The sequence below is a fragment of the Geodermatophilus sp. SYSU D00867 genome (assembly GCF_054050315.1).
Map to the genome: position 1 here is coordinate 1 of NZ_JBJGZC010000018.1, position 23,209 is coordinate 23,209.

Genomic DNA, 23,209 nt, shown 5'->3' on the forward strand with positions numbered 1-23,209 from the left:
TTATTGTTGTGGTTGGGGGTGGGGGGGGCGGGGGTGTTCGTTCGCGCGGGGGGGGGGGGGGGGCGGCGCCCCCCCCCCCCCCCCCCCCTCCTCCGTGTCCGCGCACAGCGCGGGTCGCCGTCACAACGGCTCGTCACCACCCTGGTGCCTCGGTGGCCGATCCGCGGTGCGGACGCGTCGACGTCCGTGGTGGCGCTCGGGTCTACGTGGTGAGCTCACCGGCCGGCCGTGGCCACGACGTCGTGAGTCCGTGACCGTCCTCGTCCTCGTAGGTGTCCGCCGCGGTTGTAGCGGTCCGGGCGAGCGTCACAGACTTCCGCCCGCCGGATCCGGACCGATCGGACTCGGCAGTCCACCCGGGCGGCCGAGGAGGCTGGCGGCCGCGCCGGGGGACTTCCTCCCAGTACCGATCCTGAGGAGTTCCCATGTTCGAGGACCAGACCGTCGAGCTGCTGCCCGAGCGGACCACGATGCAGGCCTTCTTCTCGCAGAACGGCAATCTCTCCATCGCCATCGCCATCAACGCCGGGAACATCAACTTCGGCGGCACGCAGGTGAACACGGCCGTGGCGACGGCACTGGCCGGCGTCAACGTCGGCCGCGGACTCGGCCGCGGCTGACCACGACCGCAGAGAAGGCGGTGCGGACCTGCGCCGCCGCCACGGGAGGGGCGGTCGATCCCGGCCGTCCCTCCCCGTGTCCTGATCGGTCCGCGAGAAGGGGGACGGCAGCGTGACGCAGAGCGAGGTCCTCGACCGCCCGGCGGCGGGTGTACCGCCGCCGCGTCTGGCCCTGGGCACGGAGCTGCTGGGCCAGTACCAGGACTCCGCCTACGAGGACCCCCGGTTCATCATCCGCCGGGTCGACGGGCAGGTCATGCAGGTGCCCCGCCTGCTCTACCGGCTCGCCGGCTCCCTCGACGGCCGGGACGCCGAGCAGATCGCGGCCGACCTGAGCGCCGAGCTCGGCCGGGAGCTGACCGCCGAGCAGGTGACCTTCCTGGTCGAGGAGCGGCTCCGGCCCGCCGGGATCGTCGCTCTCGGCCCTCCCGACGCCTCCGTCGCCGGGACCGCGGACGCGAGCCCCCAGGCGCCGGTCCGCGCGGACCCGCTGCTGGGGCTCCGCTACCGCGCCGGTGTCATCCCGGCCGCCGTCAGCTGGCGCATCGCCGGGTTCTTCCGCCCGCTGTTCACCCGGCCGGCCTGGGTGGCGCTGGTCACCGCGTTCCTCGCCGTCGACGTGTGGATCGTCGCCCAGGGCGACGTCCTCGGCCGGATGGAGTCCGCCGTCGTCGACGTGGCCCGGCAGCCGGGGCTCATCCTCGCCCTCCTCGGCCTCACCGTGGTCTTCACCGCCTACCACGAGTGCGGCCACGTGACCGCCTGCCGCTACGGCGGCGCCCGGCCTGGTGAGGTCGGCGTCGGTCTCTACATCGTCTGGCCGGCCTTCTACAGCAAGGTCACCGACAGCTACCGCCTCGACCGGGTCGGGCGGCTGCGGACCGACCTGGGCGGCGTCTACTTCAACTGCATCGCCATGCTGGCGCTGGGCCTGTGCTACCTCGGGACGGGCGAGCCGTGGCTGCTCATCGCGCTGGTCGCGATGCACACGCAGACAGCCTGGCAGTTCCTGCCCAACCTGCGGATGGACGGCTACTACATCCTCGCCGACCTGGTGGGGGTCCCCGAGCTGTTCGGCTTCGTGAAGCCGGCGCTGCTGAGCCTGCTCCCGGGCCGCCCGTCCCACCCGCTCCTGCGCAGACTCAGGCCACGGGCGCGCCGGGTGGTCGTTCTGTGGGTCGTGCTGATCGTCCCCACGCTGCTCGCCTGGCTGGTCGCCGTCCTCGTCGCCCTGCCGTACCTGCTGCCCGTCGCCTGGCAGGCGTCGCTGGAGTACGTCCGGCACCTCGACGCCGACGCCCGGAACGGGGACGTCGTGGCCACCACGCTGGGCGTCCTGCAACTGTTGCTGCTGGTGCTGCCGTGGCTCGGCCTGGGGCTCATCCTGTGGTCACTGGCCTCCCTGGTCGCCCGGCGTCCCGTCGCCCTGGTCGCCGGCCGTCCCGCCGTCCGCCGGGCCGGGCGGGTCGGCTCGGCCCACCGGGCAGCCGTCCGCCGGGTCGGTGCGGTCGTCGGGCTGGCAGGCCTCGGCGTCCTCCTGCTCGTGCGGGTGGCCTCCGTCGCCTGGTCGCACCCGGCCACCGCGGCGGAGCTCCGGCTGGTGGACGGCGCGTGGGCCGCCCTGCACGGCGTGGACGGTGCCGCAGCGGGCTCCGGCGACCGGCTGCTGCGCCTGCAGGTGGCCGGCTACGCCTGGCTGACCGGTGCCTTCGAGCGGCACGACACGATCCTGGCGGGAGGCCGGGAACTCGCGGTCGTGGCTTCCGCGGTCCTGGTGGTGGCGCTCCTCGTGCTCGTCCGGACCCGGCGGGTGCGCCCGGTCGCGGTGGCCCTGCCCCTGCTGGCGGTGCTCGTGATGGGGCCGGCGGTCACCGTGCTCGCCACGGTCGGCAGCGGTCTGGTCGGGGCCGCGTGGGCCGCCGTGGGCGCGCTCGTGCTGACCCGGGCACGGCGCCCCGTCGCGGGAGCGCTCGGGATCGCCGCCGTCGCGGTGGGCGTGGCGACCGAGCCCCTGGTCGCCGTCCCGCTGGCCGTGGGCATCGGGACCCACCTCGGAGCCGGATCGGGCCGGCGCGCGCGGCACGCGGGCGGACCCCGGCACGCCCGCCCGGACACGGTGGAGGGCGACACCCGACCGTGGCTGGCAGCGCTCGTCGTCCTCCCGGTCGCCGCTGTGGTGGCCACCGTGCCGAGCGGTCCGGCCGACCTCCCCCTCGGAGCCTCCGAGCGCGCCGTGCTGCTGCTCCTCGCGGCGCTCGCCGTCGGCACCGGGTTCCTCCTCCGCGGCCTCCGCCTGCCGGCGGTAGCTGCCGGTGCGGCCACCGTGCCGGCCGTGGTGCCCTGGCACGGGGCCGGCACGGCGCTCCCGGTGGTGCTGGTCGCCGTGGTGCTGCTCGGCGTCCTGTTCGCTGCCGCGTGGACCGGTGGCCCGGCGACGGCCCGACCGCACCCGCTGCTCAGGGGCACCTTCCTCGTGACCGCCCTGGTCGTCGTGATCACCGGAGCGCTCTTCCTGCCGGTGTCCGCGCGGACCCCGCCGCACCAGCAGCTCGCCGACTGGATCGCCGGGCCGGCGTCCTCCGGCGGCACCGTGGCGGTGCCGGCCGGGCTGTGGGGGGACCTCCTCCGGGACGGGGTCCCGCCCGATCGGCTGGTCCGGGGCGGGTCGCCGGCGGCCGCGGAGGCGGACTGGGAGGTCACGGTCGGCGGCCCCACCGCCGGTACACCGCCGGCTGCCGCCTTCGGCGGGGGGCCCGCTGTCCTCATGGTCGGTCCGGGAACGGGGACCGGGGGAGCGGCCTCCGATCGGGCGAACTGATCGTGAGGGAGGCGTAGCGCAGGGGCACGACCCGGGCCGCGCGGGAGCCCGGACGTCGAATTCGGGACGAATCCGTGACTAAAGTCGCCGCGCGGGATCCGTACCAGTAGCTCGGGGGAGCGGCAGTGGCGAGGGAGCTCATGCCGGGAGCGGTGGAACGACGGACGGGACACGGGATGCCGTGGTCCGTCCCTGATCGCGCTCGTCCCGTCTGATGGAGGCGATGCGCTGGCCCCTCATGGGTCGGGAAGCCGAGCTCAGGACCATGAACGCTGCGCTCACCGCGCGGCCGGAGCGCAGCCTGGTGATCACGGGTCCCCCGGGGGTGGGGCGGTCCCGACTGGCTCGGGAGGCCCTGACCGCCGCCGCGCAGCGGGGCCACCCGACCGCGTGGGCCGTGGCCACCGGTGCCGCGGCGCTCGTGCCGCTCGGCGCGTTGGCCCACCTCCTGCCCGCGGTGGACGACGGCGCAACCGGACTGGCCCTGCTGCAACGGGCGACCGCGGCCATCGCCGGGGACGGGACCGGTCCGACCCCGGTCCTCGCCGTCGACGACGCCCATCTGCTCGACCAGATGTCGGTGACCCTCCTGCACCAGCTCGCCGCGAGCGGTGCGGTCATGCTGGTCCTGACCGTGCGCACAGGCGCGACGGAGCCGGATCCGGCCGCCCCGCTGTGGAAGGACGGGCTGGCCGACCGGATCCACCTGGAGCCGTTGCGCCGCGCCGAGCTCGTCCGGCTGGTCGGCCAGGTGCTCGGCGGGGACGTGGACGCCCGGACGGGTGAGCGACTCTGGCACCTGAGTCAAGGCAACCCGTTGTTCCTCCGGGAGCTGCTGGAGGACGGCGTCTGGAGCGGTCGGCTGACGAAGTGCGAGGGGGCGTGGCGGTGGCAGGACGCCATGCTGCCGTCCCAGCGGCTGTGTGAGACCGTGCTCGCCCAGCTGGGGCAGCTGGATGCCGCGGAATGGCGGGTGCTGGAGGTCCTCGCCACGGTCGAACCGCTGTCGGCCCGGGAGGTCGAGGCGCTGAGCAGCCGGGAGGCCGTCGCCCGGCTCGAACGCCTCGGCGTCGTCGTCGACGACGCCGAGGGGACGCCGGGTCTCGTCCGTACGGCACACCCGCTGTACACGGAGGTCGTCCGGAGCCGTACACCCGAGGCGGTGCTCCGATCCATCCGTCGTGAGCTCCTCGCCGGCTCCGGGGACGACCGGTCCCCGGCACACGTCGCAGCCCGGTGCCTGGCACTGCTCGACGGAGGGGAGCCGGTGCCGGACGCCGGGCAGCTCACCGCGGCCGCACGGCGCGCGGCCGCGATGCTGGACCACCGCCTCGCCGGGCGCCTGGCGCGGGCCGCCGTCGAGGCGGGCGGGCAGGCGCCGGCGTACCTCGCGCTGGTGGAGGCCACCACCTGGCCCGGGTCCCCGGTGGAGACCGAGGACCTCACCCGCCACGCCGCAGAGGTCGCCGTCACGGACGACGACCGCGTCGAGGCCACGGTGATCCGGGTGCTGGACCTGGCCTGCGCCCTCGGTCAGGTCGCCCAGGCGCAGGCCGTGCTCGACGCGGTGGTCCCGGCAGTCCGTTCCGACCACGGCCGCTCCCTCCTCGCGGCGACCGGGGCGGTCCTCGCGTTCTGCAGCGGCGACCCGGTCGGGGCGGTGGACCAGGCAACGGCTGTGCGCTCCACCGCCCGCGAAGGGGAGCCGGCCTGGCAGCTCGCGACCGCCGCGGCTGCACTGGGGCACGCCGTCACCGGAGCTCCGCGGTCGGCGCTGGCCAGGGTCGCCGAGGGGCGGGCCGGTCTCTCGTGGCCGGATGGGAGGAGCGTGCCCGCCTTCGTGCACCTGGCGTTGGCGCAGGCCGAGGTCATGGCGCTCCGCCTGAGCGGACGGGCGCGTGAGCTCGAGTCCCTCGCTGCCGACCTCCACCGGCGCAACCTGGCCGGCCCGGAGTGGTACGGGGACGCCGTCGCCTCCCTGCACTGTGGCTGGGCCGCGCTCGCCGCCGGGCGGGTACGAGTGGCGGCCCGCTGGCTGGTCAGCGCGTACACGGGCCTGCGGAGGGCCGACCCGCTGGGTCTCCTGCCGGTGTGCCGCTCCCAGCTCGCGATGGCGCGGGCGCTCCTCGGCGACGTCGACGCCGCACGCGGGCTCGTCGCCGAACTCGACGAAGCCGCCTCCGCCGCGCTCCCCGTCTACGCCCCCTTCGTCCTCGTCGCGCGCGCCGTGGTGGCCGGTGCCCAGGGACACTCCGCCGAGGCCGCCCGGCTCAGCAGGGAGGCCGCTCGAAGCGCCGCCGAGCAGGGGCAGGTGGCGACCGAGGCGGTCGTCCTGCACACCACCTTCCGCTTCGGGCGCCCGCTCCACGTGGTCGACCGGCTCGGCGTCCTCGCCCGGCGCTGCGAGTCGGCCTACGTGCAGGACCTCGCCGACCACGTGGGGGCGATCGTGGCCGAGAACGGGGACGACCTCGACGTGCTGAGCCGCCGCTTCGAGGAGGCCGGCCTGCTGCTGACCGCTGCGGACGCCGCCGCGGAGGCGGCGGCCGCCCACGAGCGCCGCGGCGCGCGGCGTGCGGCGGCCACGGCCATGGCACGGGCCGTCACGCTGGCACGCGAGTGCGGCCTGGCAGGCAGTCAGTCCCTGCAGGCGCTGCTGCCCCCGTCCCTGACCGCACGGGAGCAGGAGGTGGCTCGGCTGGCCAGCCTCGGGTTGAGCAACGTGCAGATCGCGGACCGGCTGGTCGTGTCGGTGCGCACCGTCGAGGCGCACCTCTCTCACATCTACGGCAAGCTCGGCATCACCGGTCGGACCGAGCTGTCCGACGCGCTCGTGGACCCGCCCCCGCGCACGGGCCCTCCGAACGGCGCCCGAGGGGAGTTGACGCTGCGCGGGCGGCGGCTGTCCGCGCGGCTGTGACCGCGGACCCGGGCGGGCGCGGACACAGGCCCCGGTCACCCCAGCCGGACCGACCCGGCCGGTGGCCGGGGCGCACGCACTCCGTGGCCCGGTCTCGTCAGCCCGGTCTCGTCAGCCCGGTCTCGTCGTGCTGTCGCGAGGCCTGCCGCGGGACAGCGGTGTTCCTCAGCGGGGGGCGCGGCGCCGGTCCCAGGCCTCGTCCTCGTCGTCGACTGGGCCGCCGACGCCGTCCATGCCGGGGTTGAGCACGCCCCACTCGATGAGCCGGGTGGTGAGCTCGTCGGGGCTCATGTCGTAGATGATCGCCAGCGACTTGAGGTCCTCCGCGCGGATGGAGAGGACCTTGCCGTTGTAGTCGTGGCGCTGCGCCTGGATGGTCGAGGCATAGCGGGCGAGCGGGCCGGCCTCGTCGGCGGGCAGCGAGCCCAGCGACTCGAGGTTCAGGACGATCTTGGTCGTCGAGGTGACGGCCGAGGAGGGGCGCGGGTCGGGCAGCAGCTCGGAGACCGGCACGCCGTAGAACACGGCGAGCTCGGAGAGCCGCTGGACGGTCACCGCGCGGTCCCCGCGTTCATAGGACCCGACGACGACGGCCTTCCAGCGTCCGTGCGACTTGTCCTCCACGCCCTGGAGGGAGAGACCCTGCTGGTTGCGGATGGCCCGCAGCCGGGCGCCGAGTGCCCGTGAGTAGTCGGTGCTCATGCGTCTCTGCTCACTGTCCGTCGTCGTGTCGGAGGCCGGTTCGTCACGCAGCGTACTCACAAGTGGCGGATGGCAACAGCGCATCCCTCGTGCGGATCATCCTGGGACTCCCGCGCCCACCTGCAGGGCCACGACGCGCGACGACGGTCACACGGAGGGGTGCAGTACGGTCGAGACCGGTCCACCCCACTCCTTTAACGACCCGTCCCGTGAGGCGGGGAAGGAGGCCTGATGGCCGGCACGACCGGACCCCTGCCCGCGAACCAGTCCACAGACCCGTCCGACGGCCCGGCGCCCACCGTGCTGCTCGCCGCAGCCGACGTCGCCCGCGTCGTCGACCGCATCGCCCACCAGGTGATCGAGAAGGCCGGCGACGCCCTCCCCGACGTCGTCCTGGTCGGCATCCCCACCCGCGGCGCCCCGCTGGCCCGCCGGCTGGCCGCCCGCATCGCCGCCTTCGCCGGCACGGCGGTCGACGTCGGCACCGTCGACATCACCCTGTACCGCGACGACCTGCGGATGCGCGGCGTCCGGGCGCTGGAGGACACCGTCCTGCCGCCCGCCGGGATCGACGGCCGGCTGGTCGTCCTCGTCGACGACGTCCTGTTCTCCGGCCGCTCGGTGCGCGCGGCGCTCGACGCGCTGCGCGACCTCGGCCGGCCCCGCGCGGTGCAGCTGGCGGTGCTGGTCGACCGCGGCCACCGCGAGCTGCCGATCCGCGCCGACTACGTGGGCAAGAACGTGCCCACCTCGCGCGCGCAGAAGGTCCGGGTGCACCTCGCCGAGACCGACGGCACCGACGAGGTCCTGGTGACCGGCCGGTGAAGCGCCACCTGCTGGACGCGGCCGACCTCGACCGCGCCGACGCCACGCTCGTCCTCGACACCGCCGCGCAGATCGACCAGGCGCTCGCCGGCCGCGAGGTCAAGAAGCTGCCCACGCTGCGCGGGCGCACGGTGGTCAACCTCTTCTACGAGGACTCCACCCGCACCCGCATCTCCTTCGAGCTCGCGGCCAAGCGGCTGTCCGCCGACGTCATCAACTTCTCGGCCAAGGGCAGCAGCGTCTCCAAGGGCGAGAGCCTCAAGGACACCGCGCTCACCCTCGAGGCGATGGGCAGCGACGCGATCGTCGTCCGCCACTCGGCGTCCGGCGCTCCGCACCGGCTGGCCGGCTGGGTGCGCGGCAGCGTCGTCAACGCCGGCGACGGCACCCACGAGCACCCCACCCAGGCGCTGCTGGACGCCTACACGATCCGCCGCCGGCTGGGCCGGCTCGACGGCGTGCGGGTGGCGGTCGTCGGCGATGTCCTGCACAGCCGGGTGGCCCGCTCCAACGTCTGGCTGCTGACGACGCTCGGCGCGGAGGTCACCCTCGTCGCGCCGCCGACGCTGCTGCCGGTCGGCGTCGGGTCCTGGCCGGTGCAGGTCTCCTACGATCTCGACGCCGTGCTGCCCAAGGCCGACGTCGTGATGATGCTGCGGGTCCAGCTCGAGCGGATGAACGCCTCGTTCTTCCCCAGCGCGCGCGAGTACAGCCGCCGCTACGGCCTCGACGCCGTCCGGATGGCCGCGCTGTCGGACGACGCGATCGTCATGCACCCCGGCCCGATGAACCGCGGCATGGAGATCGCCGCCGACGTCGCCGACTCGGTCCGCTCGACGATCGTCGAGCAGGTCGGCAACGGCGTCAGCGTGCGGATGGCCGTGCTCTACCTGCTCCTGGGAGGGGCCTCCTCGTGACCACGCTCATCAAGGGGGCGCGCGTCCTCGGCGGCGAGCCCGCCGACCTGCTGCTCCAGGACGGGCGGATCGCCGCGGTCGGGGACCGGCTGTCCGCCACCGGCGCGACCGTCGTCGACGCGGACGGGCTGGTCGCCCTGCCCGGCCTGGTCGACCTGCACACCCACCTGCGCGAGCCCGGCCGCGAGGACGCCGAGACGGTGGAGACCGGCAGCCGCGCCGCGGCCCTCGGCGGGTTCACCGCGGTGCACGCCATGGCCAACACCGACCCGGTCGCCGACACCGCCGGCGTCGTCGAGCAGGTGTGGCGGCTGGGCCAGGAGGCCGGGCTGGTCGACGTCGTGCCGGTCGGCGCGGTTACCGTCGGGCTGCGCGGCGAGCGGCTGGCCGAGCTCGGCGCGATGGCCGACTCCGCCGCCCGCGTGCGGGTCTTCTCCGACGACGGGCACTGCGTGGCCGACCCCGCGCTCATGCGCCGCGCGCTGGAGTACGTCAAGGCCTTCGACGGCGTCGTCGCGCAGCACGCCGAGGAGCCGCGGCTGACCGCCGGCGCGCAGATGAACGAGGGCGACCGCTCCGCGCGGCTCGGGCTGACCGGCTGGCCGGCCGCCGCCGAGGAGGCGGTCATCGCCCGCGACGTGCTGCTCGCCCAGCACGTGGGAGCCCGGCTGCACGTCTGCCACGTCTCCACCGCCGGCTCGGTGGAGATCCTGCGCTGGGCGAAGTCCCGCGGCGTGCAGGTGACCGCCGAGGTCACCCCGCACCACCTGCTGCTCACCGAGGCCTGCGCCGAGTCCTACGACCCGGTGTTCAAGGTCAACCCGCCGCTGCGCACCGACGAGGACGTCCACGCCCTCCGCGCCGGCCTGGCCGACGGCACGATCGACGCCGTCGCCACCGACCACGCGCCGCACGCGGTGGAGGACAAGGAGAGCGAGTGGGCGCAGGCCCGGCCGGGGATGCTCGGGCTGGAGCAGGCGCTCTCGGTGGTGCTGGAGACGCTGGTGGAGCCCGGCCTGCTCGACTGGGCCGGCGTCGCCGACCGCACGTCGGTCCGCCCCGCGGCCATCGGCCGCCTGGCCGGTCACGGGCGCCCGCTGGCGCCGGGTGAGCCGGCCAACCTGCTGCTGCTCGACCCCGCCGCCCGGGTCACCGTCGACCCGGCCGCGCTGGCCAGCCGCAGCCGCAACAGTCCCTACGCCGGCCGGGAGCTGCCCGGCCGGGTCGTCGCCACGTTCCTGCGGGGCGAGGCGACGGTGCTCGACGGAAAGGCAGTGAAGTGAGCGAGGCGATCCTCGTCCTCGAGGACGGGCGGACGTTCCGCGGCGAGTCCTACGGCAAGGTCGGGACGACGGTCGGCGAGGCGGTGTTCGCCACCGGGATGACCGGCTACCAGGAGACGCTGACCGACCCCAGCTACGCCGGCCAGATCGTCACGATGACCGCGCCGCACGTCGGCAACACCGGCGTCAACGGCGAGGACGACGAGAGCCGTCGCATGTGGGTGGCCGGGTTCGTCGTCCGCGACCCCGCCCGCCGCCCGGCCAACTGGCGGGCCACCGGCAGCCTCGACGACGAGCTCGCCGCGCAGGGCGTCGTCGGGATCAGCGGCATCGACACCCGCGCCCTGACCCGGCACCTGCGCGAGCGCGGCGCGATGCGCGCCGGGATCAGCAGCGAGTCCACCGACCCCGACGCCCTGCTCGCCCGGGTGCGCGCCGCCGAGGGCATGGCCGGCGCCGACCTCGCGCCGCAGGTGAGCACCCGCGAGCCCTACGTCGTCCCGGCGGTGGGGGAGCGGCGGTTCACCATCGCCGCGCTCGACCTCGGCATCAAGACCGCCACCCCGCGGCACCTCGCCGCGCTCGGCGTCGAGACGCACGTGCTGCCCTCGACCGCGACCGCGCAGGACCTGCTCGCCGCCGGCCCCGACGGGGTGTTCCTCTCCAACGGCCCCGGCGACCCGGCCGCGGCCGACTACGCCGTCGCCGCGGTGCGGGGCGTGCTCGACGCCGGCCGGCCGCTGTTCGGCATCTGCTTCGGCAACCAGATCCTCGGCCGGGCGCTGGGCCTGGGCACCTACAAGCTGCGCTTCGGCCACCGCGGCCTGAACCAGCCGGTGCTCGACCGGGTCAGCGGCACCGTCCGGGTGACCAGCCACAACCACGGGTTCGCCGTCGACGCGCCGCTGGACCGGCCCACCGACACCCCCTACGGGCGGGTCGAGGTCAGCCACGTCGGCCTCAACGACGACGTCGTCGAGGGGCTGCGGCTGCTCGACGCCCCGGCGTTCAGCGTCCAGTTCCACCCCGAGTCCGCCGCCGGCCCGCACGACGCGGCACCGCTGTTCCAGCGGTTCGTCGACCTCCTGCAGGCCACGCGGGACGGCGGGGACGCGGTCAGCCCGGCGCCGCGGGTCCAGCACAGCACGGGGGAGAACGCCTGATGCCCAAGCGCACCGACATCTCGCACGTCCTGGTCATCGGCTCCGGGCCGATCCTCATCGGCCAGGCCGCGGAGTTCGACTACTCCGGCACCCAGGCCTGCCGCGTGCTGCGCGCCGAGGGCCTGCGGGTCAGCCTGGTCAACAGCAACCCGGCGACGATCATGACCGACCCCGACGTCGCCGACGCCACCTACGTCGAGCCGCTGACGCCGGAGTTCGTCGAGCGGGTGATCGCCAAGGAGCGCCCCGACGCGCTGCTGGCCACCCTCGGCGGGCAGACCGCGCTCAACATCGCCATCGGCCTGTACGAGAACGGCACGCTGGAGCGCTACGGCGTCCGGCTCATCGGCGCCGACGTCGACGCGATCAACCGCGGCGAGGACCGGCAGATGTTCAAGGACATCGTCCGGTCCATCGGCGCCGACGCCCCGCGCTCGCGGGTCTGCTCCACCGTCGAGGAGGCGCTGGAGACCGCCGCCGAGGTCGGCTACCCGGTCGTCATCCGGCCGAGCTTCACCATGGGCGGCCTCGGCTCCGGGTTCGCCACCGACGAGGCGATGCTGCGCCGGATGGCCTCCCACGGCCTGGCCGACTCCCCGGTGCACACCGTGCTCATCGAGGAGTCGGTGCTCGGCTGGAAGGAGTACGAGCTCGAGCTCATGCGCGACCGCAGCGACAACGTGGTCGTCGTCTGCTCGATCGAGAACGTCGACGCGATGGGCGTGCACACCGGCGACTCGGTCACCGTCGCGCCGGCGATGACGCTCACCGACGTCGAGTACCAGCGGATGCGCGACGTCGGCATCGCGGTGCTGCGCGAGGTCGGCGTCGACACCGGCGGCTGCAACATCCAGTTCGCCGTCAACCCGGCCGACGGGCGCCTGGTCGTCATCGAGATGAACCCGCGGGTGTCCCGGTCGAGCGCGCTGGCGTCGAAGGCCACCGGCTTCCCGATCGCCAAGATCGCCGCGAAGCTCGCCATCGGCTACACCCTCGACGAGATCACCAACGACATCACCGGCGTCACCCCGGCCAGCTTCGAGCCGGCGCTGGACTACGTCGTCGTGAAGATCCCGCGGTTCGCGTTCGAGAAGTTCCCCGGCGCCGACCCGCGGCTGACCACGACGATGAAGAGCGTCGGCGAGGTCATGGCGATGGGCCGCAACTTCCCCGAGGCGCTGGGCAAGGCGATGCGGTCCACCGAGACGAAGGTGGCCGGCTTCTGGACCGGCCCGGAGGACGGGTCGACGGCCGAGGAGCTGCTCGAGGCGCTGCGCACGCCGGTCGACGGGCGGCTGTACGTGGCGGAGGCGGCGCTGCGCGCCGGCGCCACCGTCGAGCAGGTCGCCGAGGCCAGCGGCTTCGACCCGTGGTTCGTCGACCAGATCGCGCTGGTCGGGGAGGTCGGCGGGGAGGTCCGCGAGGCGCCGGCGCTCACCGCCGCGGTGCTGCGCCGGGCCAAGCGGCACGGGTTGAGCGACCGGCAGATCGCCGCGCTGCGGCCGGAGCTGTCGGGGGAGGACGGCGTCCGGCTGCTGCGCCACCGGCTCGGCGTCCGGCCGGTGTTCAAGACCGTGGACACCTGCGCCGCCGAGTTCGCCGCCCGCACGCCGTACCACTACTCGTCCTACGACGAGGAGACCGAGGTCGAGCCGCGGGAGAAGCCGGCCGTGCTGATCCTCGGCTCCGGGCCCAACCGGATCGGGCAGGGCATCGAGTTCGACTACTCGTGCGTGCACGCGGTCATGGCGCTGCAGGACGCCGGCTACGAGGCCGTGATGGTCAACTGCAACCCCGAGACCGTCTCCACCGACTACGACACCGCCGACCGGCTGTACTTCGAGCCGCTGACCTTCGAGGACGTCCTCGAGGTGGTCGAGGCCGAGCGCGCCGCCGGGCCGGTGGCCGGGGTCGTCTGCACCCTCGGCGGGCAGACGCCGCTGGGCCTCGCGCAGCGGCTCAAGGACGCCGGCGTGCCGGTGCTGGGCACCTCGCCCGAGGCCATCGACGACGCCGAGGACCGCGGGGCGTTCTCCCGGGTGCTCGCCGACGCCGCCCTCCGAGCGCCCGAGCACGGCACCGCGACGACGTTCGCCGAGGCCCGCGCGATCGCCGCCGGGATCGGCTACCCCGTGCTGGTCCGCCCGTCCTACGTGCTCGGCGGGCGCGGGATGGAGATCGTCTACGACGACGCCACGCTCGAGGCCTACATCGCCAAGGCCACCGACGTCAGCCCCGAGCACCCGGTGCTGGTCGACCGGTTCCTCGAGGACGCCGTCGAGATCGACGTCGACGCGCTCTACGACGGCACCGAGCTCTACCTCGGCGGCGTCATGGAGCACATCGAGGAGGCCGGCATCCACTCCGGCGACTCCGCGTGCGCGCTGCCGCCCATCACCCTGGGCTCCTCCGACCTGGCGCAGATCCGCACCGCCACCGAGGCGCTGGCCGCCCGGATCGGCGTCCGCGGGCTGCTCAACGTGCAGTACGCGCTCAAGGACGACGTCCTGTACGTGCTGGAGGCCAACCCGCGGGCCAGCCGCACGGTGCCGTTCGTGTCCAAGGCGACCGCGGTGCAGCTGGCCAAGGCCGCGGCGCGGATCGCGGTGGGGGAGACGATCGCCGACCTGCGCACCACCGGCGTGCTGCCGGCCACCGGCGACGGCACCGACCTGCCCGAGGACGCGCCGATCGCGGTCAAGGAGGCGGTGCTGCCCTTCCACCGGTTCCGCACCGTCGAGGGCCACGGCGTCGACACGGTCCTGTCACCGGAGATGAAGTCCACCGGCGAGGTCATGGGCCTCGACGACGGCTTCGGGACCGCGTTCGCCAAGTCCCAGGCCGCCGCCTACGGCTCGCTGCCCACCGGGGGCACGGTCTTCGTCTCGCTGGCCAACCGGGACAAGCGGGCCGCGGTGTTCCCGGTCAAGCGGCTGGCCGACCTCGGCTTCCGGGTGCTCGCCACCGCCGGCACCGCGCAGGTGCTGCGCCGCAACGGCGTGGACTGCGAGGTGGTCGGCAAGTACAGCGAGGGCCCGGGCAACTGCGTCGAGCGGATCCTCGCCGGCGACGTCGACGTCGTGGTGAACACGCCGTTCGGGTCGCCGGGCAACAGCGGGCCGCGGCTGGACGGCTACGAGATCCGCACCGCGGCGGTGGCCGCCGGCATCCCGTGCGTCACCACGGTGCAGGGGCTGGCGGCGGCGGTGCAGGGCGTCGAGGCCCTGCGCCGCGGCGGCCTCGGCGTGCGCAGCCTGCAGGAGGTCCACGCCGGTCTGACCGCCGCGCCGGCGCCGCGCCCGTGAGCGTCGTCGGGCAGGTGCGGGACGACCTGGTCGCCCGCGGGCTGCTCGACGGGCTGGCGGCGTCGTTCCTGGCCGGGGTCACCCGGTTCGCGACGCCGCCGGCCGACGAGCTCGCCGCGCTGCGGGCCGGCGCCGAGGGCCTGGCCGCGCGGCTGGCGGCGGGGGAGGCCGGCGACGCCGACCTGCCGCTGCTCACCCGGGTGGCGTTCTTCGCCGGGCACGGCGGGCTGCTGGCCGCGCACGGGGTGCGGACGCCGTCCTACGACCTGCTCGGCTCCTACCGCGACAACCTGCCGACCCCCGTCGGCCCGCGGCTGCCGCGGCGGCCGCGGGCCGGTGACCGGCGGTGGCGGGTGCTCGGCCGTGACGTCGCCTTCCCGCTGGGGGTGCCGGCGTGCGTGCTGAACGGCGGGGAGGAGTGGGTCCGCTTCCACGCCCGCAACGGGTTCAGCGTGCTCACCTACAAGACCGTGCGCAGCCGGGCGCACGAGCCGAACGTGCAGCCGAACTGGACGTTCGCGCCGCGCCCGCCGGGTGACGCCGTCGTCTCCGACCCCTGGGACTGGGTGGAGCCCGGCTCCCCGGACGTCAGCACGGTCAACTCCTTCGGCGTGCCCTCGCCGGCGCCGGGGGAGTGGATGGCCGACCTCGAGCGGTCGCTGGCCGCCGTCGACGCCGACCAGCTGCTGCTGGTCAGCGTCATGGGGTCCGGCGACGGCCCCGCCCTGGTCGACGACTTCGCCCGGGTGGCGGCGATGGCCCAGGAGGCCGGGGCGACCGTCGTCGAGCTCAACCTGTCGTGCCCGAACACGCTGTCGGCCTCGCCGGACGGCGTGAAGCCGCCGCTGTGCCTGGACGCGGACGCCACCGTCGCCGTCGTCGAGGGCGTGCGCCGCGCGCTGGACGACCGCACCGGGCTGGTCGCCAAGCTGTCCTGGCTCGACGAGGACCGGCTGGCCGCGCTGGTGCCCCGGCTGGCGCCGCTGGTCGACGGCGTCGCGGGCATCAACACGGTGGCGAGCCGGGTGGTGCGCGGCGACGGCGAGCCGACCTTCCCCGGCCGCGCGGTGGCCGGACTGTCGGGGGCGGCCGTGCGCGGCCGGGCGCTGGACTTCACCCGCCGGCTCGTGGCGCTGCGCGAGGCGTCCGGCCGGCGCTTCGACGTGCTGGCGATGGGCGGGGTCACCGACCCGGCGTCGTTCGCGGCGCTGCACGAGGCCGGCGCCGACGCCGTGCAGTCGGCGTCGGGCGCCTTCGCCGACCCCTTCCTCGCCCGCGACTGCATCGCCGCGCACGGCGACACCCTGCCGCGGTCGGTGCCCCGGTGAGCGCGCCGTTCGGGCAGCGCCTCGCCGACGCCGTCGCGACCCGGGGACCGCTGTGCGTGGGCATCGACCCGCACGCGCCGCTGCTGGAGCGCTGGGGCCTGGCCGACGACGTCGACGGGCTGCGCCGGTTCACCGACACGGTGGTGGACGCGCTGGCCGGCGAGGTCGCGGTGCTCAAGCCGCAGTCGGCGTTCTTCGAGCGGCACGGCTCGCGCGGCCTGGCCGTGCTGGAGGACGCCGTCGCCCGGGCCCGCGCGGCCGGGGCGCTGGTGCTGCTCGACGCCAAGCGCGGCGACATCGGCTCGACGATGGACGCCTACGCCGACGTGCTGCGCCCGGAGCACCCGTGCGCGGTCGACGCGCTCACCGTCAGCCCCTACCTGGGGCCGGGCTCGCTGCAGCCGGCCGTGGACACCGCCCGGCTCGCCGGCGGCGGGCTGTTCGTGCTGGCCCGCACGTCCAACCCCGACGCCGGCACGCTGCAGCACGCGGCGGTGGGGGAGCGGTCGGTGGCGCAGGTCGTCGTCGACACCGTCCGCGGCTGGAACACCCCCGGCTGGGTGGTGGGCGACCCGCTGCCCGACCCCGGCGCGGTGCGGGACCTCGGCAGCCGCTGGGGCGCCGCGACCGGGTCGTTCGGCGTCGTCGTCGGCGCCACGCTGGGCGGGCTCGACGTCGACCTCGACGGGCTGGGCGGCCCGGTGCTCGCGCCGGGGCTGGGCGTCCAGGGCGGCTCGGCCGCGGACCTGCGGCGGCTGTTCGGCACCGGCCGCGCGGTCGTCCCGACCGTCTCCCGCGACGTGCTCGCCGCGGGCCCGGACCCCGCCGGGCTGCGCGCCGCGGCCGCCCGCTGGGCGGAGGACCTGGCCGGCTGAGCCGGCCGCCGGCCCGCCTGCCGGCGGGCGTCCCGGCGCGCCGTCCGGCGTGTCACGTGCGGTCGTGTCGGAGCCGCTGACCCGATACGAATGCGTTTCGTATACTTTGTGACCTGCGGTGTTCACGGACGGTCACGCCGACCTTCCACAGGGCGTCACGAGCGGGCGACCGGAGGTCGAAAACCTCGTGCAAACAGCGCGTGACCTGCGGATTCGTGGTTACTAGGTTGATCGTCGGCGCCCAGACCGCGGGCCCCGCTCCCGACACCGCACGTACCCGCCGGGTCGCAGATCCCCGGCAACGACACGATGGGACGCACCATGCCCCTCCCCGACCTGTCCCCCGAACAGCGCGCCGCCGCCCTGGAGAAGGCCGCCGCCGCCCGCAAGGCGCGCGCCGAGCTCCGCGAGCGGCTCAAGAGCAAGGGCGCCACGGTCGGCGACGTCCTCAAGCAGGGCGAGACCGACGAGGTCATCGGCAAGATGCGCGTCTCCGCGGTGCTCGAGTCCCTGCCCGGCGTGGGCAAGGCCCGGGCTGCGAAGATCATGGAGCGGCTCGAGATCTCCCCGACCCGCCGGGTGCGCGGCCTGGGCGCCAACCAGCGCAAGGCGCTGGAGGCGGAGTTCGGCGGCGAGAACGTCGTCGCCGACCAGGTGCCCGCCGACTCGACGGTCTGAGGTCGCCCCGCCGCACCACCCGTCCGACGCCAGCACCACGAGGGACCACCCGTTGCCGACTGCCCAGCCGATCCCTGCCCCGGCGCGCCTGACGGTGCTCTCCGGACCCTCGGGGGTCGGCAAGGGCACCGTCGTCGCCGAGGTCCGCCGCCGGCACCCTGACGTGTGGGTCTCGGTGTCGGTGACCACCCGCCGGCAGCGCCCGGGCGAGGTCGACGGGGTGCACTACCACTTCCTCAGCGACGCCGAGTTCGACCGGCTGGTCGCCGAGGACGGCCTCCTCGAGTGGGCCGAGTACGCGGGCAACCGCTACGGCACGCCGGCCGCCCCGGTCCGCGAGCGTCTCGCGGCCGGGGCCCCGGCGCTGCTCGAGATCGAGCTGCAGGGCGCCCGCCAGGTGCGGGCGCGCGCCCCGGAGGCGCAGCTCGTCTTCCTCGCCCCGCCGTCGTGGGCGGAGCTGAAGAGCCGGCTGGCCGGCCGCGGCTCGGAGCCGCCGGCCGTGCAGGAGCGCCGGCTCGCCATCGCGCAGGCCGAGCTGGACGCCGCGGGGGAGTTCGACGTCGTGGTGGTCAACGACGACGTCGCGAGGGCCGCGGACGAGTTGGTAGGATTGCTGGTCGCGCCGTCGGCAGGAAAGGCTGCCGGCGCCTCCGAGTGACCGGCCACCCGAGGCCCCTCACTCCCACCGAGCCAACCGAGGAGCACGCCCGCCCGTGTCCGGAGTCGCACCCGCCCCCGAGGGCATCACCAACCCGCCGATCGACGAGCTGCTCGAGCGCACCAGCAGCAAGTACGGCCTGGTGATCTTCGCCGCCAAGCGCGCGCGGCAGATCAACGCCTACTACAGCCAGCTCTCCGAGGGCCTGCTCGAGTACGTCGGCCCGCTGGTCGACACCGCGCCCCAGGAGAAGCCCCTGTCGATCGCGCTGCGCGAGATCAACGAGGGCCTGCTGACCCACACCGCCGGCGACAACTAGGCCGCCCGGCCCCGAAGTGGTGACGACGCCCCCGGCCCTGGCCGGGGGCGTCGTCGCGTCTGCGGGAGGATGGAGCGCATGAGCCGGATCGTGCTGGGCGTCGCCGGGGGCGTGGCCGCCTACAAGGCCGCCCTGCTGCTGCGCGCGCTGACCGAGGCCGGGCACGACGTCCGCGTCGTCCCCACCCCCGGTGCGCTGCACTTCGTCGGTGCGGCGACCTTCGAGGCGCTGTCCGGCCACCCGGTCACCACCGACGTCTGGTCGGAGGTGCCCGAGGTGGCGCACGTGCGGATCGGGCAGACCGCCGACCTCGTCGTCGTCGCGCCGGCCACCGCCGACCTGCTCGCCCGCGCCGCGACGGGCCGCGCCGACGACCTGCTCACCGCGACGCTGCTCACCGCGCACTGCCCGGTGGTGTTCGTGCCGGCCATGCACACCGAGATGTGGCTGCACCCGGCCACCCAGGACAACGTCGCCACGCTCCGCCGCCGCGGCTCGATCGTGCTGCCGCCGGCCGTCGGCCGGCTGACCGGCCCCGACTCCGGGCCCGGCCGGCTGCCCGAGCCCGCCGACGTCGCCGCGCTGGCGCAGGTGGTCCTCGCGGCGGGCGCCGACGTCGTGCGGGCCGACCTCACCGGCCGCCGCGTCCTGATCAGCGCCGGCGGCACCCGCGAGCCGCTGGACCCGGTGCGCTACCTGGGCAACCGCTCGTCGGGCATGCAGGGCTGGGCGCTGGCCCGCGTCGCCGCCGCCCGCGGCGCCGACGTCACCCTCGTCGCGGCCAACGTCGACCTGCCCGCGCCGTTCGGCGTCCGCGTGGTCCCGGCCGGGACGGCGGAGGAGCTGCGCGCCGCGATGCTCGCCGAGGCTGGGTCGGGCGGGGAGGCGGCAGCCGACGTCGTCGTCATGGCGGCGGCGGTCGCGGACTTCCGGCCGGCCACCGTCGCGGCCACCAAGCTCAAGAAGGACAGCGCGAGCGAGCCCGACGCCGTCCCGCTGGTGCGCAACCCCGACGTGCTCGCCGAGCTGGTCACCAAGCGCGCCCCCGGGCAGCTCGTGATCGGCTTCGCCGCCGAGACCGGCGACGCCGACGCCGACGTGCTGGCCCACGCCCGCGCCAAGCTCGCCCGCAAGGGCTGCGACCTGCTCGTCGTCAACGACGTCTCCGGCGGCGGGGTGTTCGGCCGCCCGGACAACGCCGCGGTCGTCCTCGCCGCCGACGGCACCGCCACGGAGGTGCCCCACGGCAGCAAGGACGCCGTCGCCGCGGCGGTCTGGCAGGTCGTCCTGCCCCGTCTCGCCTGACCGGCGGCTGCCACGGGCTGGACGCGCCGGTAAGTTGCTCCCACGGCGCGGGCAGGCCGCGCCGCGATCTCGTCACCGACCCAGGGAGAACCGAGTGCCACGCCGCCTCTTCACGTCCGAGTCGGTGACCGAGGGCCACCCGGACAAGATCGCCGACCAGATCAGCGACGCGATCCTCGACGAGATGCTGGCGCAGGACCCGCGCAGCCGCGTCGCCGTCGAGACGCTCATCACCACCGGTCAGGTCCACATCGCCGGGGAGGTCACCACCGCCGGCTACGTCGACATCGCCGACGTCGTCCGCCGCACCGTGCTGCGGATCGGCTACGACTCCTCCCGCAAGGGCTTCGACGGCGCCTCCTGCGGCGTCAGCGTCTCCATCGGCGCGCAGTCGCCGGACATCGCGCAGGGCGTGGACACCGCCTACGAGGCGCGCACCACCGGCACCACCGACGACGAGATCGAGCGCCAGGGCGCCGGCGACCAGGGCCTGATGTTCGGCTACGCCACCGACGAGACCCCCGAGCTCATGCCGCTGCCGATCGCGCTGGCCCACCGGCTGTCGCGCCGGCTGTCCGCGGTCCGCAAGGACGGCTCGGTGCCCTACCTGCGCCCCGACGGCAAGACCCAGGTCACCGTCGTCTACGAGGACGACCGGCCGGTCGGCGTCGACACCGTCGTCGTCTCCTCGCAGCACGCCGAGGACATCTCCATCGAGCAGCTGCTCACCCCCGACGTGCAGGAGCTCGTCGTCGAGCCGGAGCTGCAGGCCCTCGGCCTGCCCACCGACGGCTACCGGCTGCTGGTGAACCCGACCGGCAAGTTCGTCATCGGCGGCCCGATGGGCGACGCTGGGCTGACCGGCCGCAAGATCATCGTCGACACCTACGGCGGCATGGCCCGCCACGGCGGCGGCGCGTTCTCCGGCAAGGACCCCTCGAAGGTCGACCGCTCCGGTGCCTACGCGATGCGCTGGGTGGCCAAGAACGTCGTCGCCGCGGGCCTGGCCCGCCGCTGCGAGGTGCAGGTGGCCTACGCCATCGGCGCCGCGCACCCGGTCGGGCTGTTCGTCGACACCCACGGCACCGGCACCGTCCCGGACGACGTCCTGGAGAAGGCGGTCACCACGGTGTTCGACCTGCGCCCCGGCGCGATCGTGCGCGACCTGGACCTGCTGCGGCCGATCTACGGCCCGACCGCCGCGTACGGCCACTTCGGCCGCACCGACGTCGAGCTGCCCTGGGAGCGCACCGACCGCGTGGAGGCCCTCCGCTCCGCCGTGGGCTGACGGAGGACCACCCTTCCCCCCACGCCTCGCAGGCGCAGGCGGAGGGGCCCCGGAGGGTGGCCTCCCAGCACGTCACCGGGTTCGCGGCGGGCAGCTGCAGCGGGGCCGGGATGTCGGACCCGGCGGGGACACTGCTGCGACACGACCCCGCCGAACGGAGAACAGCGCTGACCTCGGCACCCGCCAGTCCCGAGACCACGGACGCGCCGGCCGGCCCGGCTGCCCGCAGCCCGCGGGTGGCCCGGGTCGTCGTCGACGTGCCGCTGGCCCACCTCGACCGGGCCTTCGACTACGCGGTCCCGGACGAGATGGCCGGCGAGGTCCGGGCCGGCTGCCGGGTGCGGGTGCGCTTCGCCGGGCAGCTGGTCGACGGGTTCGTCCTCGAGCTCACCGACGTCAGCGACTCCGGCCGCACGCTCGCCCCGCTGGCCAAGCTGGTCTCCTCCGAGCCGGTGCTCACCCCCGAGGTGGCCGCGCTGGCCCGCTCGGTCGCGCAGCGCTGGGGCGGCACGCTGACCGACGTCCTGCGGCTGGCCGTCCCGCCGCGCCGGGCGGCCGCGGAGAAGCGCCCGCCGGCCGAGCCCCCGGCGCCGCCGGCGCCGCCGGACCCGGCCGGCTTCGCCCGCTACCCGACCGGGCCGGCGCTGCTGGCCGCCGTCGCCGAGGGCCGGCCCGCCCGCGCGGTGTGGACGGCGCTGCCGGGGGAGGACTGGCCGGCCCGGCTGGCCGAGCTGTGCCAGGCGGCGCTGTCCGGCGGCGGGGGGGCGCTGGTGGTCGTCCCCGACGGTCGCGACCTGGACCGGCTGGAGGCCGCGGCCGGCGCCCGGCTGCCGAAGGGGTCGTTCGTCGTGCTCCGCGCCGACGCCGCCCCCGACGCCCGCTACCGCCGCTTCCTCGACGCCGCCCGCGGCAGCGCCAAGGTCGTCCTCGGCACCCGCGCGGCGGCCTTCGCGCCGGTCGCCGACCTGGGTCTGGTCGCGATCTGGGACGACGGCGACGACCTGCACGCCGAGCCGCGCGCCCCGTACGCGCACGCCCGCGACGTGCTGGTGCACCGCGCCCACCTGTCCTCGTGCGCCGCCGTCGTCGCGGCCACCGCGCGCACCGCCGAGGCGGCGCTGCTGGTCGAGAGCGGCTGGGCGCACGAGCTCGTCGCCGACCGCGCCACGCTGCGCGCGGTCGCCCCGCGGGTGCAGGCCCTCGGCGAGGACCACGAGCTGGCCCGCGACCCGGCCGCGCGCACCGCCCGGCTGCCGAGCCTCGCCCACCGGGTGGCCCGCGCGGCGCTGGCCGAGGGCACGCCGGTGCTGGTGCAGGTGCCGCGCGCCGGCTACGCGCCCGGGCTGTCGTGCGACCGCTGCCGGGCGCCGGCCCGCTGCGCGGTCTGCTCCGGGCCGCTGGGCATCGCGCCCACGCCCGGGCCGGGCGGCTCGCGGGTGCCCGCCTGCCGCTGGTGCGCCCGGCCCGCGGCCACCTTCGACTGCCCGCACTGCCACGGGACGAAGCTGCGCGCCTCCGTCGTCGGCGCCAACCGCACCGCCGAGGAGCTGGGCCGGGCGTTCCCCGGGGCGCCGGTGCGGGTGTCCGGACGCGGGTCCGGCGTGCTGCCGTCGGTGCCCGCCGGGCCGCAGCTGGTCGTGGCCACGCCGGGCGCCGAGCCGGTCGCCGAGGGCGGCTACGGCGCCGCGCTGCTGCTGGACTCGTGGGCGCTGCTCGGGCGGGCGGACCTGCGGGCGGGGGAGGAGACCCTGCGCCGCTGGATGAACGCCGCCACGCTCGTGCGGGCGCACGGCTCGGTCGTCGTCGCCGCCGACGCCGCGCACCCCGTCGTCCAGGCGCTGGTCCGCTGGGACCCGGGCTGGCTGGCCGGGCGCGAGCTCGCCGACCGCCGCGAGCTCGGCTTCCCGCCGGCCACCCGGATGGCCGCGCTGTCCGGGTCGCCGGCGGCGCTGGCGGAGTTCCTGGGCGCCGCGCGGCTGCCCGACGAGGCCGACCTGCTCGGCCCGGTGCCCGAGCCCCCGCGGCCCGGGCAGGACGGCGAGCGCGAGCGGTACCTCGTGCGGGTGCCGCGCACCGAGGGCCTGGCGCTGGCGACCGCCCTGGCCGAGGTGCAGGGCGTGCGCAGCGCCCGCAAGGTGCCCGAGCACGTCCGCGTCCAGCTCGACCCGCTCGACCTCGTGTGACGGGTCCCCGCCCGCCCCCACC

Annotated in this window: 17 protein-coding genes; 16 read left to right on the forward strand and 1 reads right to left on the reverse strand. The window is 75.6% G+C overall.

All coding sequences use genetic code 11. From position 1 onward, the window contains the following. Nucleotides 1–425 precede the first annotated feature (425 nt). The 3 genes from ACI8AK_RS17055 (at nucleotide 426) to ACI8AK_RS17065 (ending at nucleotide 6,358) form a co-directional block, all read left to right on the forward strand. The gene (locus tag ACI8AK_RS17055) at nucleotides 426–620 is read left to right on the forward strand and encodes a hypothetical protein (protein ID WP_456951597.1); all 195 of its coding nucleotides are present in this window, start codon (nucleotides 426–428) and stop codon (nucleotides 618–620) included. A 112-nt stretch (nucleotides 621–732) separates the two neighbouring features. Beyond that, nucleotides 733–3,438, forward strand: a complete 2,706-nt coding sequence (locus ACI8AK_RS17060; protein ID WP_456957207.1) for a hypothetical protein — start codon at nucleotides 733–735, stop codon at nucleotides 3,436–3,438. 238 nt (nucleotides 3,439–3,676) lie between these two features. Next, nucleotides 3,677–6,358, forward strand: a complete 2,682-nt coding sequence (locus tag ACI8AK_RS17065; RefSeq protein ID WP_456957300.1) for a LuxR C-terminal-related transcriptional regulator — start codon at nucleotides 3,677–3,679, stop codon at nucleotides 6,356–6,358. Between the two features lie 165 nt (nucleotides 6,359–6,523). Here the strand turns inward: ACI8AK_RS17065 and bldD are convergent, their stop codons facing one another. Then, nucleotides 6,524–7,060 (reverse strand): transcriptional regulator BldD, encoded by a 537-nt coding sequence (bldD, locus tag ACI8AK_RS17070; protein WP_387986855.1) that lies wholly within the window; start codon nucleotides 7,058–7,060, stop codon nucleotides 6,524–6,526. 231 nt (nucleotides 7,061–7,291) lie between these two features. On the opposite strand from bldD, the gene pyrR reads away from it, so the two are divergent. From pyrR to ACI8AK_RS17135, 13 genes are all read left to right on the forward strand, one after another. Further along, nucleotides 7,292–7,885 carry a bifunctional pyr operon transcriptional regulator/uracil phosphoribosyltransferase PyrR gene (pyrR, locus tag ACI8AK_RS17075; protein ID WP_387986858.1) on the forward strand — a complete coding sequence of 198 codons (594 nt, stop codon included), beginning with the start codon at nucleotides 7,292–7,294 and terminating at the stop codon, nucleotides 7,883–7,885. Then, a complete protein-coding gene (locus ACI8AK_RS17080) occupies nucleotides 7,882–8,802 on the forward strand; it encodes an aspartate carbamoyltransferase catalytic subunit (RefSeq protein ID WP_387986861.1) in 921 nt (306 codons plus the stop codon). The genes pyrR and ACI8AK_RS17080 overlap by 4 nt, the downstream gene beginning before the upstream one ends. Then, entirely contained in the window at nucleotides 8,799–10,085 is a 1,287-nt protein-coding gene (locus ACI8AK_RS17085) for a dihydroorotase (protein ID WP_387986864.1), read from the forward strand. Before ACI8AK_RS17080 ends, ACI8AK_RS17085 begins: the two co-directional genes overlap by 4 nt. Then, a complete protein-coding gene (gene carA / locus ACI8AK_RS17090) occupies nucleotides 10,082–11,248 on the forward strand; it encodes a glutamine-hydrolyzing carbamoyl-phosphate synthase small subunit (protein WP_456957209.1) in 1,167 nt (388 codons plus the stop codon). The genes ACI8AK_RS17085 and carA overlap by 4 nt, the downstream gene beginning before the upstream one ends. Further along, the gene (gene carB, locus ACI8AK_RS17095) at nucleotides 11,248–14,553 is read left to right on the forward strand and encodes a carbamoyl-phosphate synthase large subunit (protein WP_456957211.1); all 3,306 of its coding nucleotides are present in this window, start codon (nucleotides 11,248–11,250) and stop codon (nucleotides 14,551–14,553) included. Before carA ends, carB begins: the two co-directional genes overlap by 1 nt. After that, the gene (locus ACI8AK_RS17100; protein ID WP_456902790.1) at nucleotides 14,550–15,881 is read left to right on the forward strand and encodes a dihydroorotate oxidase; all 1,332 of its coding nucleotides are present in this window, start codon (nucleotides 14,550–14,552) and stop codon (nucleotides 15,879–15,881) included. The genes carB and ACI8AK_RS17100 overlap by 4 nt, the downstream gene beginning before the upstream one ends. After that, nucleotides 15,878–16,756 carry an orotidine-5'-phosphate decarboxylase gene (gene pyrF / locus ACI8AK_RS17105; protein WP_387986874.1) on the forward strand — a complete coding sequence of 293 codons (879 nt, stop codon included), beginning with the start codon at nucleotides 15,878–15,880 and terminating at the stop codon, nucleotides 16,754–16,756. The genes ACI8AK_RS17100 and pyrF overlap by 4 nt, the downstream gene beginning before the upstream one ends. A gap of 321 nt (nucleotides 16,757–17,077) precedes the next feature. Then, nucleotides 17,078–17,434, forward strand: coding sequence for an integration host factor, actinobacterial type (gene mihF, locus ACI8AK_RS17110; RefSeq protein WP_387986876.1), 357 nt, complete (start codon nucleotides 17,078–17,080; stop codon nucleotides 17,432–17,434). Between the two features lie 94 nt (nucleotides 17,435–17,528). After that, complete coding sequence (gene gmk / locus ACI8AK_RS17115) at nucleotides 17,529–18,092, forward strand: guanylate kinase (RefSeq protein WP_387986879.1); 564 nt, start codon at nucleotides 17,529–17,531, stop codon at nucleotides 18,090–18,092. Between the two features lie 55 nt (nucleotides 18,093–18,147). Further along, nucleotides 18,148–18,411 (forward strand): DNA-directed RNA polymerase subunit omega, encoded by a 264-nt coding sequence (rpoZ, locus tag ACI8AK_RS17120; protein WP_089305624.1) that lies wholly within the window; start codon nucleotides 18,148–18,150, stop codon nucleotides 18,409–18,411. Between the two features lie 78 nt (nucleotides 18,412–18,489). Then, nucleotides 18,490–19,716: a bifunctional phosphopantothenoylcysteine decarboxylase/phosphopantothenate--cysteine ligase CoaBC gene (gene coaBC, locus ACI8AK_RS17125; protein WP_387986883.1), complete on the forward strand. Its 1,227-nt coding sequence runs from the start codon at nucleotides 18,490–18,492 to the stop codon at nucleotides 19,714–19,716. Nucleotides 19,717–19,810: 94 nt separating this feature from the next. After that, nucleotides 19,811–21,004, forward strand: a complete 1,194-nt coding sequence (gene metK / locus ACI8AK_RS17130) for a methionine adenosyltransferase (RefSeq protein WP_456902793.1) — start codon at nucleotides 19,811–19,813, stop codon at nucleotides 21,002–21,004. 56 nt (nucleotides 21,005–21,060) lie between these two features. Then, nucleotides 21,061–23,187 carry a primosomal protein N' gene (locus tag ACI8AK_RS17135; RefSeq protein ID WP_456957213.1) on the forward strand — a complete coding sequence of 709 codons (2,127 nt, stop codon included), beginning with the start codon at nucleotides 21,061–21,063 and terminating at the stop codon, nucleotides 23,185–23,187. The last annotated feature ends 22 nt before the right edge of the window (nucleotides 23,188–23,209 follow it).

Excerpts from the sequence above, each read along its gene's own strand:
- mihF (WP_387986876.1), top strand. The coding sequence starts at position 17,078 with ATGCCCCTCCCCGACCTGTCCCCCGAACAGCGCGCCGCCGCCCTGGAG.
- carB (WP_456957211.1), top strand. The coding sequence starts at position 11,248 with ATGCCCAAGCGCACCGACATCTCGCACGTCCTGGTCATCGGCTCCGGG.
- ACI8AK_RS17065 (WP_456957300.1), top strand. The coding sequence starts at position 3,677 with ATGGGTCGGGAAGCCGAGCTCAGGACCATGAACGCTGCGCTCACCGCG.
- ACI8AK_RS17055 (WP_456951597.1), top strand. The coding sequence starts at position 426 with ATGTTCGAGGACCAGACCGTCGAGCTGCTGCCCGAGCGGACCACGATG.
- coaBC (WP_387986883.1), top strand. The coding sequence starts at position 18,490 with ATGAGCCGGATCGTGCTGGGCGTCGCCGGGGGCGTGGCCGCCTACAAG.
- bldD (WP_387986855.1), bottom strand. The coding sequence starts at position 7,060 with ATGAGCACCGACTACTCACGGGCACTCGGCGCCCGGCTGCGGGCCATC.
- pyrR (WP_387986858.1), top strand. The coding sequence starts at position 7,292 with ATGGCCGGCACGACCGGACCCCTGCCCGCGAACCAGTCCACAGACCCG.